This window comes from Methylocaldum gracile, assembly GCF_053646815.1.
In genome coordinates, this window is sequence record NZ_CM132196.1 from 940,600 (window position 1) to 956,147 (window position 15,548).

The following is a 15,548-nucleotide window of genomic DNA, read 5'->3' on the forward strand; positions in this document are numbered from 1 at the left end:
GAAGGTCTTGCGCCTACCGTGTGGTGGTCAGTCCGTTTGGCCAGACTGTGGGACGCGTATACGTATGCGTATACTTAAAGACAATTTTGAGCCGAGTTTTATCTCCGATAAAGCCCGGAAAATTTCCTGCTACCAAGCTGCCGGAGGGACCGACACGGCACCGGTGCCGTCGTTTCTCGCCATTGCGGCAGTCCGTTGTTTCCGTCCACGTCCGTCACAGTCTAAGTCTACGTTATTAACCCGGCTTCTAAATTAGGCCGGGTTAATCCGGGGCGGCGATCAGCCGCGTGAGCTAGGCCTAAGCGTGTAACCGGCCTGGGCGGCGGCCCGAAAGACCAGGAGGGTATTTACGGGTCTGATCGATATTAACCCGGCCTATAAATATAGGTCGGGTTAATCCGGGGCAGGGATGCCCCGGCGCGGCGACAAGCCGCGTGAGCCCAGGCCGGGCGTGTACCGGCTTGGGCGGCGGCCCGAAATACCAGGAGGGTATTTACGGGCCTGATTAATAAATTATTCCGGAGCAGGCTAAACGACCGGTAGTCGGCCGATTTTGGTCGTCATTCCACGCGGCGACAACACGTCGAGCGCATGAAAGTTTCTTGTGCTAGCCTCTTGCTTGGTTTCATTTTGGACGAAATACGGTGGGGGAGACAGTATGTTCGATGGGTTGATCGGTCGTGTGCCCATATACACGCACACTCTCGATGTATACGGCTACGAGCTTAGCTTTTGCAGCGGTGAAGCTCTGAGCGTAGGGACCAAAGACAGCGAAGATCGGTGGACCGAAGCGGTGCGGCAGGCCGGCCAGGCGCTGGATTTGAGAGATTTGGTCGGCGATAGCCGAGCGATGCTCCGGGTGCCGTCCACTTCTTTAACCGTATGCGAAGGATTGGCCTGGCCGAAGTCCCAGGTGGTTCTGGCGGTATCGGGAGACGTCTTGAATGATAGTGCGGCGGAGGAAACCGTATCCCGCCTGGCCGACGAGGGTTTTACCATCGCGCTTCATAATCCGTCCTGCGATTTGGTCGAACTTAGGCGCGAGGCCGACTTCGTATCGATCTGCTCCCTGGATGCCAGAAAGCTGAACGGTTTTAAGATCAGTTGGACGGCCCGCCACGACCAAAATCTGCATCTTCTGGTGAGAGACATAGAAACGCCGGACGAATACGATCGTTTCCGCAAGCTGGGTTTCGATTATTACGAAGGCATGTTTTTCGAGCGGCCCCGACATTTGCGCAGTTGCGATATACCGGGAAACCGCCTGGCCGTGCTCGAACTGCTTGCGCGGCTCCAAAGTCCAAAGGTCGACGTCGCCGAGGCCGAGGCGATCATCACGCGCGATATGACCCTGAGTTATAAGCTGCTCCGATTAGTCAATGCCGCATTTTTCGGTGTGACGAAGCGGATCGACTCGATCCGCCGGGCCGTGATTTTCTTCGGCGTACAGCGGATCAAAAACTGGGCGTCGGTCATTCTGGTCAATTCCGTCGATTACCGCCCGCGCGAGTTGCTGACCACGGCACTGGTACGGGCGCGAACCTGCGAGCTGCTGGCCGAACGAATGAAACGGCCAAATACCGAGCTTTATTACATAACCGGGTTATTTTCCCTGCTGGACGCCGTTATGGACGTTCCCAAGGAGGACATTCTGCGACACTTGAACCTCGATGACCGCATCGATGAGGCGCTGCTGCATGGTAGCGGCCCGATCGGCGATGTGCTCCGCGCCGCGATTGCATTCGAGCGCGCCGAGCCCGGTGAAATTCAGGGTTGCAAGTTTGAACAGGGCGTACCGGCGAGCGCTTACGTGGAATCGATCCGCTGGGCGACGGACGTTCGAAAGGCGCTGGAGGTTTCTTAACCGGGACTTTATGAACGGAAGAAGATGGAGATGAAATCCTGAGTGATTTGCTTGGCTATTGGGCCGCCTTCGTGGGAAAATCGTGATTTAAGCTTTCGAACCTACCCGATCGGAATGACTAGACTATGGCGGCTTTACCCGCGCAATTGATAGACCGCTTCGGGCGGCGTATCAGTTACGTTCGCATTTCCATCACCGACCGCTGCGACTTTCGCTGCATTTATTGCATGAGCGAGGACATGGCTTTTTTGCCCCGCGCTCAGATCTTGACGCTCGAGGAAATCCTGGCCGTCGCCACGGCGTTCGTGGAACTCGGCGTCGAAAAGATACGCATCACGGGCGGAGAGCCCCTGGTGCGCAAGGGCGCGGTCGATCTATTGCAAGAAATCGGCAAGCTGCGGGGCTTGAGAGAGCTGGTTTTGACGACCAACGGATCGCAGCTGGAAAAAACCGCATTGCTGCTGAAGTCCGCCGGAGTAAAGCGCATCAATGTCAGTCTCGATTCGCTGGATGGCGACCGGTTCCGGAAGATGACCCGGATAGGGGACTTGGATCAGGTGCTCCGCGGGATCGACGCCGCGCTGGATGCCGGTTTCGAACGACTCAAAATCAATGCCGTCGTGCTCAAGAATCGCAACCATGACGAGGTGAGCGATCTGGTCGACTATGCGATCGCCAAGAACATCGACATCAGCTTCATCGAAGAGATGCCGCTGGGCGCGGTCGATGGGCACGACCGTGCCGAGGAGTATTATTCCAGCGACGACATCAAGCGGGATCTCGACCGGCGTTTTGTCCTGCTGCCCACGCCGGAAACCACAGGCGGACCTTCCCGTTATTACCGCGTGTCCGGCACCCACACACGTGTGGGGTTCATATCCCCGCACAGCCACAATTTCTGCGGAACCTGCAACCGCGTGAGAGTGACGGCCGAAGGCCGGTTGCTGCTCTGTCTGGGCAACGAACACTCGATAGATCTGAAACGGGTCTTGCGAGCCAATCCCGGCGATATGCACAAGCTGAAACATGCGATCGTCGATTCGATGGCGATCAAGCCCGAACGGCATTATTTCGACATCAAGGCACAGCCCGTGATCTTCCGCCACATGAACGCTACCGGCGGCTGAGCCCCAATGCCGTTAAGTTAAGACGAATGACGTCACCCCGGCAGGGAAGGGTGGCTTCGGTGCTCCCGAAGACACCGTTTGCGATTGGAATGCCGGGGTCCAAAAGCCATGGACGGCAGAGGCCGATCACTTCCTTGTGCACTGGATTCATGCCGCACAGTCCCTGTGCGGCACCCTACGGGCGCTTCGCGTGCAAATCGGCCTCGCCACGCTACGCCGTCCCGCTTCGCTCGCGAGTCCTGGGCAGTCCTTCCCTGGCCTGCCCGCTCGCCGCATTGCGCCTCGCCCTGCCGATTTGTCCGGCACAAATTTGCCAGGAGCAAATTTGGACGTGCGGAGCACGGTCCGTAGGACGAACCCCAGGGATGGGGTGAGCAATCCCTGCCGGAATGACGTCATTCGTCTTAACTTAACGGCATTGCGGCTGAGCCCGCCGTCGAGGGGCGGCGCGCTAGAGCGTTTTTCATCGCTTTATAGCGGCGTGGACGGGGACACCGCCCGTACCCATTCGTAGGTCGGCAATCCTTTGCCGACGAACGTGTTTGAAGGGACTACTCCAGAGCGATCTCGCCGTCTATGACGTGATGGATGTTCAGGGCCGGAACTTCCAAGGTCATCTTGACGGCGAATTTCTCGTTTCCGACGAGCTTGCCGGCTTGCAGCGCGTCGTGCACGGCCAGCTCGATCTCCCGCTGCGAAGTCACACCGACCTTTTTCAGGAACTTGCGGATGTCCATGTTGAAAGTATCGTCGTTCATTGCCGTGACTCCTAAATTTCAAGAATCTCAAGTTTCGATGCAAAATTTCGGGACTTGATCCCGGTGCTGTTATTAACCCGGCCTATCAATATAGACCGGGTTAATCCGGGGCAGGGATGCGCCCCGGCGCGGCGACCAGCCTCGTGAGCCAAGGCCTAAGCGTGTAGCGGCCTGGGCGCCGGCCCGAAATACCAGGAGGGTATTTACGGGCCAGATTAATAAACTCAGAAGAGCGGCGAAACTCCGAATAGTTTGCTGTGGAAATGCAGTATTGCGAGATAAAGCACTACGGCCAGCGTGATGCGCCACCAACCGATCTCGGTCAATTTGAGCTGATTGCGCCCTTCTCGGATGGCGTTGAAAGGTATATTGGATGTAACGGCCGTGAATTTCGCCCATTGCTCTCCGAAGTGCCTTTGACGCTTGGCATCTATCGAGCGGGTTCCACCTATCGTTAGGATCAGCAAGGACCCGAACAGTACGAGTGCTGCGGCATCGCCGTTGGCGATCAGGTGCACGACGGCCCACAGGCCGATTCCCCAAAGAAAGGGATGACGGGTGATCCGCAGAATGCCTCGTGCCGGCTCTGCTTCAGAGAGTAGAGACTCACCGTTTACCGCAGTCGGATTGGGTGTCGTTACGCCGGCGACAGCCAGGAAAAAAGCGACCAGCATCAAAAGCGCCGCGATAGGTTTGAACCACGCGAGCTGCCCCCAGGTTTCGATGTAAGGCGCATGGCGGTAGGCGTAAATCAGCCAAACTAGACCCACCAGCGAAAGCACGGAAAAACCGAAGCGGTAGACGCGCTCGCCGTATTTCTCGGCCAGCCGATCCCGCCATTGGGTGCCGGCGATCAAGAAATGAATGCCGACGAAAAACAAGGCGGCAAGTGTAAGCTGGATCATATGGATGCTCCGGGTTCGAGTTGGCTACGGTTCGTGGGTGTTTATTTCAAGTCGCGAGCTTCGCCGCGAGCGGCGTGCCTTCTGTTCGGCTCATTTCTCCAGCAAGCGGGGCATCAATTCCACCAGATTGCACGGACGGGTACGGTAATCGAGCTGATCTCGAATGAGCTGGTCCCAAGCGGTTCGACATGCGCCCGAAGAGCCTGGCAGACAGAAGATATAGGTCCCGTTGGCTACCCCGGCAACGGCGCGGGACTGAATCGTGGACGTCTTGATATCTTGATACGAGATGGCGCGAAAGACCTCGCCGAATCCGTCCAGAGTCTTGTCGAACAGGACTGAAACCGCTTCCGGTGTGCCGTCCCGTCCGGTCACGCCGGTGCCGCCGGTGGTGATGACGACCTGTATCGTCTCGGAGGCGATCCATTCCGATACCACGGCGCGGATTCGGTAGATGTCGTCGGCTACGATGCGTTTATCCGCCAGGCGATGTCCGGCGGCGCTTAGCCGGTCGACCAGGGTTTTCCCGGAAACATCGGTGTCTTCCGTGCGCGTGTCGGATACCGTCAATATCGCGATGTTGAGGGGAACGAAATCTCTTTCCTGGGACATTGAGATGCTTTCCTGTGGTACGTGTTGTAAATTCCGTTCGTGAAACGGTCGGCGGCCTCTTCATTCGCCCGCGCGAGACTGCGGGCTGAGGGGCGAACATTAAAAAGCTATCGAACATCCCGAGGGGGTGCAATCCTTTCGAGCAGGATGCGGACTTGATTAAATATTAGCAAACGCTTATATTTTAGCTTGTCCATGATCGAGCGGTATTCGCATTACGGAGTGCGCTGACAGATCCGGGGTAGGCATTCGAGTTTCGAAGCACTTGGCGGTTTTCAAGCATCAAGGCGCAAGACGATGAGGAGCAAAGGCAGGATATGAGTTTGAAGCTTTTCCAGTCGAGACTTTTGGCCGCGGGTTCGACGCTCTGTCTGATACTGATCGGAGCCGGGTCTGCCGCAGACGCGCTGGCGGAAACAAGCGCTCGCCATCCGCTCAAGCTGGAGGAAGCCATCGATTTGGCCTTCGAGCAAAATCCCGATCTTCTCGCGGCCGCCGCCCGGATCGGCGAGGCCGAGGCCAAGGTTGCCGAAGCCGCCGCGAACTTCTATCCCAAGCTTATGGCGCGGGTCGGTTACGCCTATTCCGACGATCCTTCCCAAGCCTTTTCCTATATCGTGGCACAGCGCCGTTTCAACTTCGGCGTGGATATCAATCATCCGGGCTGGGTGGAAAACTTTCGCCCCGAGATCGTCGGCACCTGGTCGTTGTATCGAGGCGGGCAGGACAGTTATCGGAAGAAAGCCGCCGAATTGGGCGTCGAAGCGGCCGAATTGGAACGTTCGGCAATTCGCAACCGTCTGGCTGCGGCAGTGACGGCGGCGTATTACGCGCTGCTGTCCGCGCCGCAGCAAGTGGATGTGGCGCGCCATTCGATCGAGGCCGTCGAGCGCGAACTGGAGCATACCAAACATCGGGTGGCGGAAGGCATGGCGCTCAAGGCGGACGTTTTATCCTTGGAAGTCCGCGCGGCGGAGGCCCGCGAGTCCGAGTTGAAGGCCCAAAACGCCATCGAATTGTCCCGTTCGGCGCTTAAGACGCTCCTCGGCATCACGACGGGCGAAATCCTGGAGCTGCGCGAACCCGCGGACAGACTTGCCGACCATCCAGCTCAAGATTATGCGCGGCTGCTGGATCAAGCCTTGGCCCAGCGTCCCGAGATGCAGGCCGCGATACATCAGTCGCAGATCCGGCGCGAGGAACTTCAGGCCGAACGGGGAGCGCGCTGGCCGCGGGTCAATGCCTACGCTGCTTACGGTCAGAACAGCCGCTCGCCGGATTTCGCATTCAGCCGGGACAACGTCACCCTGGGCGTCAACGCCGAGGTGGATCTATTCTCGGGCGGCGCGGTCAGCGCCCGTATCGCCCAGGCGGAACGCCGGCTGACCGAAGCTCAGGCCCTGGAGCAGCGCACCCGGCTGGAGATCGGGGATGAAGTCCGGCGCGCCTATACGACCCTGGAAGAAGCGCTGCAACGCCTTAAAGTGGCCGAAGCCGGCGCTGCCGCCGCCGACGAGGCTCTGCGACTGGTCAATGAGCAATATCGAGGCGGCGCTGCTACCGTGACGCGGTATCTGGAAGCGGAAACCGATCGTGCCGATGCCGCCCTGCGCGTCATCGTCGTCCGTTACGAAGCGGAGGTGGCGCAAGCGCAGCTGAAGAAGGCGGTGGGACACTGGCGGTAAAGTCTCCGGACAACCTGTTCTTCAACCCCCGCTCTGGCCGGCTTTCATGCAGGTGCCGGGGGCTTTTGCCCGACTACGAACAAGCAAGAAACCGATAGGCCAATTCATGACGCATGCCACGCATTCCCGGACCAAGCTTGTCTACGCCCTGATCGCGGTATCCGTTTTGATTCTTCTTCTCGTCTGGATGCAGGGAGGCTTTAAGGACAAGGTGGAACCGGGGGTGAGCGAGTCCGTGGCGAATGGGAAAGCCGACGAGCGCACGCCAACGGCCAAGGTGGTTCGAAAGGAAGTCGAGAAAGTCTTTGCCTGGCCCGGAACCGTCGCGGCGCGGACGGTGGCGCAGATCGCTCCCAAGATTCCCGGCAGGATTCTGGAAATCACGGTTCGCGCGGGCGACCGCGTCAAGCAAGGCCAAGTGCTGGCACGCCTCGACGAACGGGAAACTCGGTCGCGCCTCGGCCAGGCGCGCGCCGCTCTCGCCGCCGCCGAGGCGCAAGCCGGACGCGCTCGTGCGGATGCGCGCCGAATCCAAAACCTCTACGACAAAGAGGCCGCGACCCGGCAAGCCCTCGATGCCGCCCTGGCGGCGGCCCGGACCGCGGAAGCGCAAGTGCGGGAAGCCAGGGACGCAATTCGCGAGGCGGAATCCTCTCAGACGGAAACGGTGCTGCGCGCGCCCTTCGACGGTGTCATCGTCGAACGCCGTCTGGAACCGGGCGACATGGCCTTGCCCGGTGCGCCGATACTGGTTCTTCAGGAATCGCAGCGGCTTCGGATCGAGAGCGCCGTTCCGGCCCAATGCGCCGGTCTGGTCGAAATCGGGAATGAACTCAAGGTCCGCATCGCCAATCCGGAACGAGAACTCGATGCCGTGGTGGACGAAATTCAGCCCGCTGCCGATCCCAAGACCCGAACCGTGCTGGTGAAAGCCCGTTTGCCCGAAGATTCGGCCGTGCAGCCCGGCGCGTTCGGCTGGCTCTATCAAGCCTGCGGTCAGGACGAGGTGCTGTTGCTGCCGGTTTCCGCCGTGAGCCGCGTCGGACAGCTCGAGAGCGTGCGGCTGGTGGTGGACGATAAGGTCCGGCTGCGCCACGTCCGCACCGGCAAGCGCTACGACGGCCAGATCGAAATCCTTTCGGGGCTCAAGGAAGGCGACACCGTGCTGCTCCGGGAGGCCGGCCGATGAGCGCGGAAACCTCTGTCGAGCGGGGTTTGACGGCCCGCATCGTCGAGCTGTTCATCACCTCCAAGCTGTCGGTGTTGTTGCTGATCGCGTCCTTTCTGGTCGGGTTCGCCGCGCTGGTGCTGACGCCGCGCGAGGAAGAACCGCAGATCGTGGTGCCGGTGGCGGACGTTTTGATCAGCGCGCCGGGCGCCGATGCCGAGGAAGTCGAAAAACTGGTGTCGACGCCGCTCGAGACCCTGCTGAGGGAAGTGGACGGCGTGGAATACGTGTATTCCGCTTCGCGCGAAGGCGAGGCCCTGGTGACGGTGCGCTTCTATGTCGGCGAAGACCGCGAGGACAGTCTGGTCAAGGTCTGGAACAAGCTGATGTCCAACCAGGACCGGATACCGCCCTTGGTCAGCTCCTGGACCGTGAAGCCGGTGGAAATCGACGATGTCCCCATCGTTACGCTGGCGTTGTCGTCGAACGATCCGGTTTACGATGCGGCGGCGCTGCGCCGTTTGGCCGACGAGATGAAGGACAAACTGGCCGTGGTGGAGGATGCCGGCAAGATTACCGTGGTCGGCGGAGAGCGCCGGCAGATCTCGGTTTATCCCGATCCCGCGCGTTTGGCGGCACACGGCGTAACCGTTCTGGACGTGATGCGAGCCTTGCAAGCCGCCAATATCAACCTGCAGGCCGGGACCTTCGAACAGGCCAACCGCGCCGTCCGCTTGGAGGCCGGTCCGTTCTTTACCAGCGCGGACGAAGTCGCCGGCACGCCGGTTGTGGCCGGGCAGGGCGGCAAACTGGTTTATCTCCGCGACGTGGCGGCGGTTATCGACGGTCCGCAGGAAGCATCGAGTTACACCCGGATCGGCTACGGGCCGGCAGCCGCCGAGAGCCCGCACCTGGGCGAAACGGAAGCCGCGAAGCCCGGCGAAGAGCGGCAATCGGTCACCGTAACCGTGGCCAAGCGGAAAGGGGCCAATGCGGTTGCGGTGGCCGAAGAGGTCATCGAGGCGGCGAACGAACTGTACGGCACCGTCATTCCGGAAAACGTCACCGTCAATATCACCCGCAATTACGGCGAGACCGCCAATCACAAGGTCAACGAACTGGTCCGGCACCTCTTCATCGCCATCGCCACGATCATCGTCCTTTTGGCTTTCGCCTTGGGGCCGAAGGAGTCTTTCATCGTCGCCCTGGCGGTGCCGATGACTTTGGGCGTGACCCTGTTCTGCGATCTCATCTTCGGCTACACCATCAATCGCGTGACCCTGTTCGCGCTGATTCTGTCGCTGGGGCTTTTGGTGGACGATCCCATCGTCGATGTGGAAAACATCTTTCGCCATTTCCAGCTGCGCCGGGAGCCGCCCCTGGACGCCACCTTGACCGCGGTCGACGAGGTCCGTCCGCCCACCATCTTCGCGACCTTCACCGTCATCGTTTCCTTTCTGCCGATGTTCTTCATCACCGGCATGATGGGGCCGTACATGGCGCCCATGGCTTTCAACGTACCTATCGCGATGCTGATGTCGCTCCTGGTGGCGTTCACCGTAACCCCCTGGGCGAGCTATTACCTTCTCAAGAGCGAGTACGGCAAGGGCGAGGAAGCGTTCGATCTCAAGCAGAGCACGGTGTATCGGTTTTATCACCGCACCTTGGGCGGACTCTTGGCAACTGCCGGTCGGGCGAAGATTTTTCTATGGCTGGTGCTGGCGGCATTCGTAGTCTCCGCCTTGCTCGCGGTTTTCCGCATCGTGCCGCTCAAACTCCTGCCTTTCGACAACAAGAACGAACTGCAAATCGTCGTCGACATGCCGCGCGGCACCACGCTGGAAGCATCCGACGCCGCCGCGCGGGCGCTGGGCGATTATCTCGCCACCGTCAACGAAGTGACCGATTACGAGACCTTCGTCGGACTCGCGTCGCCCATGGATTTCAACGGTTTGGTGCGGCATTACTATCTGCGGCGCGAGCCCCATCAGGCCGAGATTCGGATCAACCTGCTGCCCAAGGAACGGCGCGAGCAGCAGTCTCACGAAATCGCCCTGCGCATCCGTCCCGATATCGAGCGGATCGCCAAGGCTTACGGCGCCAATGCCAAGATCGTCGAAACCCCTCCGGGTCCCCCGGTGCTGTCCACCTTCGTGGCCGAGGTATACGGGCCTCTGGACGCGGCTTATTCCGATCTGGCGCGCGTCGCCGAGCGGGTGAAACAGGAGATCGCCGGGATAGAGGGCGTCGTGGATGTGGACGATACCGTCGACGAGCCGCAGACCGTGATCCGCTATCAGTTGGACCGTCAGCAGGCCGCGCTGCATGGCGTGACCGTGGCGGAGGTCGCGGAAACCCTACGTGCCGCGTTGAACGGCGCCTCCGCCGGTGCGGTGCACATTTCGTCCGAGCGCCAGCCCTTGGAAATCGTCATGCGGCTGCGGCGTGCGGAACGCTCCTCCATGGCCGATCTGAATACGCTCCGGGTGAAAGGCCTGGACGGCTCGCTGGCGCCGCTGGGAGAAATCGGCCACGCGATCGAGGAGCCGGCCGATCTCACGATTTATCATAAAGATCTCAGGCGCCTGAGCTACGTTACCGCCGAAATGGCGGGGCGAAGTCCCGTGGAAGCCGTGTTCGACTGGTGGGACATCGAGGACGAAAAACCGCTGCCCGAAGGCTATACGGTCGATCTGGCCGGGGAAGGGGAGTGGAAGATCACGGTGGATGTGTTCCGGGATTTAGGGCTCGCGTTCGGTGCGGCCCTGCTCATGATTTACGTGCTTCTGGTGGCGCAGACGGGTTCCTTGGGGATGCCGCTCATTATCATGGTGGCCATTCCCTTGACCGTCATCGGCATCATGCCCGGCTTCGCGCTGCTCAACCTGCTGACTACCGAGCCCGTGGCGGGTTTCGACAATCCCATCCTGTTCACCGCAACGGCCATGATCGGCATGATCGCTCTGGCCGGCATCGTGGTGCGCAATTCCATCATTCTCATCGACTTCATCGAGCGGCTGCGGGCTCAGGGCGAAGCCCTCGTCGATGCCCTCATCGAGGCCGGCGCCACCCGCCTCCGCCCGATTTTTCTCACCGCCGCCGCCGCGCTGTTCGGTTCTTTCGTCATCACCCTGGATCCCATCTTCTCCGGCCTTGCCTGGAGCTTCATCTTCGGCATCTTCGCGTCGACCGCATTCTCCCTGTACGTGGTGCCGGTGGTTTACTACCTGCTGAATCGGAAGGCGGCGCAATAGCAGCCGTCAGAGCCTTTTCCGGTATGTCGTAGCACTATCGGGAGGCCTTCGTCGGCAAGGGATTGCCGATCTACCGCATCTTTTCCAGGCTATATCTCTTGAAGGTGGAAGGCGCTTTGCCGGTCCGCGCCTCATCCGATCACTTCCTCGGCATCGGCCGGGATCTTCGCTCACGCGGCGGCACCTTTGCCGCAACAATTTGTACACAGCAGGCAACAAAATTTCGTGTGCGCATGAACTAACGGGCTGCCACGCTGTCTACATGTATGTGTTCTTCCTCCTCTTGACCCACCGTATGGTGGGTTTTTTTATTTTCGGGGATGCTGAAAGATAAGAGCTTGAAAGCTCGGATAATTGAGCAACGAACTCCGCGACCGTCAATCCTCTCTCGCTCCGAAAGCGGAAAACGGGAAAGGCATGCGGTCGGTGCTGTAGGACATGAAGAGCATCATGTTGTAAATCCACGCCGACAGGGCTTCACCCCACTTCACGCCGAGGCGGGTGGCTCGGCCGGTAAAGAGATGGGCGATGAACTGGAACAGCACGATGGCCCACAGAACAAAACGTACGATACCGAAGAGCGCAAAAAACAGAGCCATGAACAACAGGCGTTTAAAGGCGTTCATGCTAACTTGATTGTTGTCGATCGGGTCTTTCATAAAATGCAAAGGATAAGAAACATAGTGGAGCTACTCAAAAAGGTATTGCCAACGGTCTAGCACAGCCATCGGGGACATGGCGCATGCCAGCCGGCGTTAAAAGATGCGACGTGGATCATATTCGCAATCCAATCGCTCGATCCCGAGTTCATTTGCTCAAAAAGTTGGCGGCCAAGGATTTTAGGAGGCGCGTGGTCATGGGACAACTATTATCTGCCAAGCAAAATAGCGCCGTCAGGTCTTCGCGCTCGCCGGGAGGCTTACGCGTGATCGCGATAGTCGAGTTGAGCAAAGGTGTGCTGATCGTGCTGGCGGGATTCGGACTCCTCTCGCTTATCCATCATGATGTGCAGCAACTGGCTGAGGAAATTGTCGGTCATTTTCACCTCAATCCAGCCAGCCGGTATCCGCGAATTTTTATCGATTTGGCAGGACGGCTTTCGGATAAGAGACTTTGGCTTTTTGCCGGTTTTGCATTTACGTACAGTGGGTTGCGGTTTATCGAGGCTTATGGATTATGGCGAGGACGGCGCTGGGCCGAGTGGTTCGCGGTGGCGAGCGGTGCCATCTATATTCCCATAGAGCTTTTCGAGTTGCTGGCCGGCGTCTCGTGGATCAAGGTCCTGACTTTCGCCGTCAATATCGGGATTGTGTCTTATGTGGGCTTTTCTCTATGGCAATCTCAAAGGAATAACCTGAGCCTGCCTGCGTAGGCGGTTCGAACTGAAGTGAAGCGACTTTGATGTTCGAGGATGAAGAAGGTGGGGGACGTGGAGCGGGTGATGGGAATCGAACCCACGTCATCAGCTTGGGAAGCTGAGGTTCTACCATTGAACTACACCCGCTTGTCTTCGTGATTTTAAGCGCTTTCGCTGGCCAGGATCAATCTTTTCGACCACTTTTGCGGTCTATAGCTTGCATAAGATAAATTGCGTCTTTGGTCGGCCTTAAGTCCGTGGCATGATGTGGTCAGAGCGCCAAAACTTTGGGGTGGAACATGGGGCAAGAGATAGAAAAAGCCCGGTTCTCCGATGCCGATTTCGATAATTTTCGCCAGCGCCTGGAAGAGGAAACTGGATTACTCAGCCGCTATGTCCGCAAGGGCGTGTGTTCGTCGCTGGGACCGATTACCGGGTTCGAGCTGGAATCCTGGCTAGTGGATTCGGAAATGAACCCCGCGCCGGTCAATGCCGCGTTTCTCGAAGCTTTCGGCGGCTCGCTCGCCTGTCCGGAGCTCGCGAAATTCAATGTGGAGTTCAATAGCGTGCCGCAATTCCTGCGGGGACAGGTGCTTTCGCAGCTTCGCCTCGATCTGGGCGAACTCTGGCGAAAGGCCTGCGCGGCGGCGGAATCCTTGGGCGTCGAACTCGTGGCGATCGGAATCTTACCTACGGTGCCCTCGGCGGTGCTCAATCTGAACAATATTTCGGAGATGAACCGATACCGGGCGCTAAACGAGCAGATTCTGTCGGCACGTCGCCAGGAGCCTTTGAAACTCGACATTTCCGGTCATCAGCATCTCGCGGTCGAACACCAGGACGTGATGCTGGAATCGGCGGCAACATCGTTTCAGATTCATCTCCAGGTTCCGCTTGAACGGGTACGGGAGTATTTCAATACCGCCATTCTGGTCTCCGCGCCGCTGGTAGCTGTTTCCGCCAATTCGCCGTTCTTGTTCGGAAAGGATCTGTGGGCGGAGACGCGGATTCCTCTGTTCGAGCAAGCGGTCGACAGCGGCGGTTTCCATGAGGCGAGCCACGGCCCCTTGCATAGAGTCGGCTTCGGCAGCGGTTATGCGAGGCACGCTATTACCGAGGTGTTCGAGGAGAATTTTCAACATTATCCGGTTTTGCTGCCGATACTGTCGGAGAGCCCGCCCGAGCAGTTCGCCCATTTGCGGCTGCACAACGGCACCATCTGGCGCTGGAACCGCCCTCTGGTCGGTTTCGATCCCGACGGCCGCCCCCATATCCGAATCGAGCATCGCGTTATTCCCGCAGGGCCGAGCATTGTGGATATGATCGCCAATGCGGCATTCTTTTACGGTTTGGTGGAAGCGTTCGCGAACGAGTACCATGAGCCGTTGATTCCGTTCGCTCAGGCCAAGGATAATTTTTATCAGGCGGCTCGATACGGCCTGGGGGCGCACGTGATTTGGCGGGACGAGACAAAGCTGCCGCTCAAGCCATGGCTTCTGCATGAACTGCTCCCGAAAGCGGAATCCGGTTTAAAGCGATTGGGGTTGGCGGAAGCGGATATCGCCTATTTTTTGGGCGTTATCGAGCAACGGATATTATCCGGCCAGACCGGCAGCGAATGGCAACGCCGCTTTATAGAGAAACATCCTGGGGAATTTTCGACCATGACTCGCGAGTATCTGAATCGTCAGAAGAGCGGGGAGCCGGTTCATCGATGGCCGCTCTGATGGATGCTCCGTCTCTGACTCAACTGGACCATGTCCCGCAAGGATTGACCGAGATAGCCGCGGAACGCCTCCATACGATATTGCCGGGACCTACGCTCATTCATCTCCCGGGACGTCAGGAAAGACCCTTGTTCGTGTCCGTTCTGCTTCACGGCAATGAGCCTACCGGCCTACTTGCTGTGCAAAGCTTGCTCAGAAAGTATTCGGACCAGACTTTGCCGCGCGCGCTGTCGGTTTTCATCGGCAATGTCAGTGCGGCGCGGAATGGTGTGCGGCGGCTGGATGGGCAGGTGGATTACAATCGCATTTGGCCCGGAACTACGCATTCCGCTTGCCCTGAGACGGCCATGATGCAGTCGGTAATGGAAGAAATGGCCAGGCGTCGCGTTTTCGCCAGCATCGATGTGCACAACAATACCGGGGTGAACCCTCATTACGCCTGCGTCAACCGGCTGGACCACCGGTTTTTTCGATTGGCGTCCATGTTCAGCCGGTTGGTGATTTATTTTACCTATCCCAAAGGCACCCAAACCTCTGCTTTCGCCCGGCTGTGTCCTGCGGTTACCCTGGAATGTGGCAAGCCTGGACAAAAATACGGGAGCGAGCATGTCTTCGAATATTTGGACGCTTGCCTGCACCTCACCGATATACCGGACCACCCGGTTGCATCGCAGGATCTGGATTTTTATCACACGGTCGTACAAGTCACCGTGCGCGAGAACGTGTCCTTCGACTTTTCATCCGAGGACACCGACCTTCGGCTGAACGAAGATTTGGATCATCTTAATTTCACGGAATTGAGCGCCGGGACGGCTTTGGGAATGGTCAAGAACGGCTCGCCCACTCTTCCGTTCATCGCCTGCGACGAATCGGGGCAGGATGTCGCCGCCGATTATTTCGAAATTCGCGAAGACCGGCTGGTGCTGAAAAGGGCGGTGATGCCGTCCATGCTGACCTTGGACAAGCGAATTATCCGACAGGACTGCTTCTGCTATTTGATGGAGAGGAAATCGCTCAATCTTTGATGGTGAAAGGAGTCCGGATCTTTTGTATCGTACGCTGTTACGAAGCGCTTACCATCTCCCGGAGCA

Annotated in this window: 12 protein-coding genes and 1 tRNA gene; 8 read left to right on the plus strand and 5 right to left on the minus strand. The window is 58.7% G+C overall.

What is annotated here, in order from left to right:
* The first annotated feature begins 658 nt into the window (after nt 1-658).
* Together ACWJJK_RS04180 and moaA are read left to right on the plus strand one after the other, a co-directional pair.
* Nucleotides 659-1,864 carry an EAL and HDOD domain-containing protein gene (locus ACWJJK_RS04180; protein WP_077731222.1) on the plus strand — a complete coding sequence of 402 codons (1,206 nt, stop codon included), beginning with the start codon at nt 659-661 and terminating at the stop codon, nt 1,862-1,864.
* Between the two features lie 125 nt (nt 1,865-1,989).
* Nucleotides 1,990-2,991 carry a GTP 3',8-cyclase MoaA gene (moaA, locus tag ACWJJK_RS04185; RefSeq protein ID WP_077731221.1) on the plus strand — a complete coding sequence of 334 codons (1,002 nt, stop codon included), beginning with the start codon at nt 1,990-1,992 and terminating at the stop codon, nt 2,989-2,991.
* A gap of 551 nt (nt 2,992-3,542) precedes the next feature.
* On the opposite strand, the gene ACWJJK_RS04190 is transcribed toward moaA, so the two are convergent.
* The 3 genes from ACWJJK_RS04190 to moaB form a co-directional block, all read right to left on the minus strand.
* A complete protein-coding gene (locus tag ACWJJK_RS04190) occupies nt 3,543-3,749 on the minus strand; it encodes a DUF6494 family protein (RefSeq protein WP_077731220.1) in 207 nt (68 codons plus the stop codon).
* A gap of 224 nt (nt 3,750-3,973) precedes the next feature.
* Nucleotides 3,974-4,654, minus strand: coding sequence for an NnrU family protein (locus ACWJJK_RS04195; protein ID WP_086134474.1), 681 nt, complete (start codon nt 4,652-4,654; stop codon nt 3,974-3,976).
* A gap of 90 nt (nt 4,655-4,744) precedes the next feature.
* Nucleotides 4,745-5,266 (minus strand): molybdenum cofactor biosynthesis protein B, encoded by a 522-nt coding sequence (gene moaB / locus ACWJJK_RS04200; protein ID WP_086134475.1) that lies wholly within the window; start codon nt 5,264-5,266, stop codon nt 4,745-4,747.
* A 317-nt stretch (nt 5,267-5,583) separates the two neighbouring features.
* On the opposite strand from moaB, the gene ACWJJK_RS04205 reads away from it, so the two are divergent.
* The 3 genes from ACWJJK_RS04205 (at nt 5,584) to ACWJJK_RS04215 (ending at nt 11,373) form a co-directional block, all read left to right on the plus strand.
* Nucleotides 5,584-6,951, plus strand: coding sequence for a TolC family protein (locus tag ACWJJK_RS04205; RefSeq protein ID WP_086134476.1), 1,368 nt, complete (start codon nt 5,584-5,586; stop codon nt 6,949-6,951).
* A gap of 106 nt (nt 6,952-7,057) precedes the next feature.
* Nucleotides 7,058-8,140, plus strand: coding sequence for an efflux RND transporter periplasmic adaptor subunit (locus ACWJJK_RS04210; protein WP_454128674.1), 1,083 nt, complete (start codon nt 7,058-7,060; stop codon nt 8,138-8,140).
* Nucleotides 8,137-11,373, plus strand: coding sequence for an efflux RND transporter permease subunit (locus ACWJJK_RS04215; protein ID WP_454128675.1), 3,237 nt, complete (start codon nt 8,137-8,139; stop codon nt 11,371-11,373). The genes ACWJJK_RS04210 and ACWJJK_RS04215 overlap by 4 nt, the downstream gene beginning before the upstream one ends.
* 377 nt (nt 11,374-11,750) lie before the next feature.
* On the opposite strand, the gene ACWJJK_RS04220 is transcribed toward ACWJJK_RS04215, so the two are convergent.
* Nucleotides 11,751-11,999, minus strand: coding sequence for a DUF4389 domain-containing protein (locus ACWJJK_RS04220; RefSeq protein WP_454128676.1), 249 nt, complete (start codon nt 11,997-11,999; stop codon nt 11,751-11,753).
* Between the two features lie 143 nt (nt 12,000-12,142).
* Here ACWJJK_RS04220 and ACWJJK_RS04225 point away from each other — a divergent pair, with 143 nt between their 5' ends.
* Nucleotides 12,143-12,745, plus strand: coding sequence for a DUF2127 domain-containing protein (locus ACWJJK_RS04225; protein WP_454128677.1), 603 nt, complete (start codon nt 12,143-12,145; stop codon nt 12,743-12,745).
* A gap of 58 nt (nt 12,746-12,803) precedes the next feature.
* Here the strand turns inward: ACWJJK_RS04225 and ACWJJK_RS04230 are convergent.
* Nucleotides 12,804-12,877: transfer RNA gene (locus ACWJJK_RS04230), tRNA-Gly, on the minus strand.
* A gap of 152 nt (nt 12,878-13,029) precedes the next feature.
* On the opposite strand from ACWJJK_RS04230, the gene ACWJJK_RS04235 reads away from it, so the two are divergent.
* Together ACWJJK_RS04235 and ACWJJK_RS04240 are read left to right on the plus strand one after the other, a co-directional pair.
* The gene (locus tag ACWJJK_RS04235; protein WP_454128678.1) at nt 13,030-14,457 is read left to right on the plus strand and encodes a glutamate--cysteine ligase; all 1,428 of its coding nucleotides are present in this window, start codon (nt 13,030-13,032) and stop codon (nt 14,455-14,457) included.
* On the plus strand, nt 14,445-15,482 hold the full coding sequence (locus ACWJJK_RS04240) for a M14 family metallopeptidase (protein ID WP_454128679.1): 1,038 nt from the start codon (nt 14,445-14,447) through the stop codon (nt 15,480-15,482). The genes ACWJJK_RS04235 and ACWJJK_RS04240 overlap by 13 nt, the downstream gene beginning before the upstream one ends.
* Nucleotides 15,483-15,548 lie beyond the last annotated feature (66 nt).

What these genes read in the sequence shown, in the direction of transcription:
- ACWJJK_RS04180 (WP_077731222.1), top strand. Translation starts at nt 659, where the DNA reads ATGTTCGATGGGTTGATCGGTCGTGTGCCCATATACACGCACACTCTC.
- moaA (WP_077731221.1), top strand. Translation starts at nt 1,990, where the DNA reads ATGGCGGCTTTACCCGCGCAATTGATAGACCGCTTCGGGCGGCGTATC.
- ACWJJK_RS04190 (WP_077731220.1), bottom strand. Translation starts at nt 3,749, where the DNA reads ATGAACGACGATACTTTCAACATGGACATCCGCAAGTTCCTGAAAAAG.
- ACWJJK_RS04195 (WP_086134474.1), bottom strand. Translation starts at nt 4,654, where the DNA reads ATGATCCAGCTTACACTTGCCGCCTTGTTTTTCGTCGGCATTCATTTC.
- moaB (WP_086134475.1), bottom strand. Translation starts at nt 5,266, where the DNA reads ATGTCCCAGGAAAGAGATTTCGTTCCCCTCAACATCGCGATATTGACG.
- ACWJJK_RS04205 (WP_086134476.1), top strand. Translation starts at nt 5,584, where the DNA reads ATGAGTTTGAAGCTTTTCCAGTCGAGACTTTTGGCCGCGGGTTCGACG.
- ACWJJK_RS04210 (WP_454128674.1), top strand. Translation starts at nt 7,058, where the DNA reads ATGACGCATGCCACGCATTCCCGGACCAAGCTTGTCTACGCCCTGATC.
- ACWJJK_RS04215 (WP_454128675.1), top strand. Translation starts at nt 8,137, where the DNA reads ATGAGCGCGGAAACCTCTGTCGAGCGGGGTTTGACGGCCCGCATCGTC.
- ACWJJK_RS04220 (WP_454128676.1), bottom strand. Translation starts at nt 11,999, where the DNA reads ATGAACGCCTTTAAACGCCTGTTGTTCATGGCTCTGTTTTTTGCGCTC.
- ACWJJK_RS04235 (WP_454128678.1), top strand. Translation starts at nt 13,030, where the DNA reads ATGGGGCAAGAGATAGAAAAAGCCCGGTTCTCCGATGCCGATTTCGAT.
- ACWJJK_RS04240 (WP_454128679.1), top strand. Translation starts at nt 14,445, where the DNA reads ATGGCCGCTCTGATGGATGCTCCGTCTCTGACTCAACTGGACCATGTC.